Source organism: Mesorhizobium sp. M7A.F.Ca.CA.004.12.1.1 (genome assembly GCF_003997835.1).
Classification (GTDB): Bacteria; Pseudomonadota; Alphaproteobacteria; order Rhizobiales; family Rhizobiaceae; genus Mesorhizobium.
In genome coordinates this window covers 1-598 of record NZ_RZRK01001448.1, presented here as the reverse complement: position 1 = coordinate 598, position 598 = coordinate 1, and the positions used below count along the sequence as shown (strand labels likewise).

Sequence of the window (598 nt, the reverse complement as noted above, 5' to 3'; positions counted from 1 at the left end):
TCAGTGGGCTGTCGTTGATGACGATCGACGGAAACGGCACCTTGCCGGCCAGTTCGCCGCGCAGCCGGTCGCCGCCGGACGTCGTCTCCTCGGTGCCGCCGAGAATGGAGGCCGCCCAGCCGCGTTCGATGATGCCGGCGGCAAGGTCGGCGCCATTGTCGAGCAGCATGTCGGGCTTGGCATCCAGTACCCGCGCCAGATTGGCGTGATGGTCGGCCAGCGTGTCGGCGCGGCTGCCGAACACGCCGATGCCCTGGCTTTGCAGGAAGGCGACGACATCGTCCTGCGTCGAGCCATGATTGCCGGTGCCGACGATCTCGGCCCCGCCTTCGGCGAGCACCTCGAGCAGCACCGCAGTCTTCGGCTCGACATGCAGCGACACGCCGATGCGCCGGCCGGCGAAGGGTTGGGTTTCGCGGAACTCCGAGCGCAGGGTGGCGAGCATCGCCATGCGCGAACGGATCCAGGCGATACGGGCGCGGCCGCGTTCGACCAGTTCCGGGTTTGCCAGATTTGCCTTCGCCTGGGTCATTCGCAGTCTCCGATCATGGTCCATATTCAGCACTTGCAAAAAAGTTTTTTGCATGTGACAAATCTT

General features: G+C 64.9%; 1 protein-coding gene. It reads right to left on the bottom strand.

The window, feature by feature from the left end:
- On the bottom strand, positions 1-532 hold a 532-nt coding region (locus EN984_RS36965; RefSeq protein WP_206517596.1), incomplete at its 3' end, for an adenosylhomocysteinase.
- Positions 533-598 lie beyond the last annotated feature (66 nt).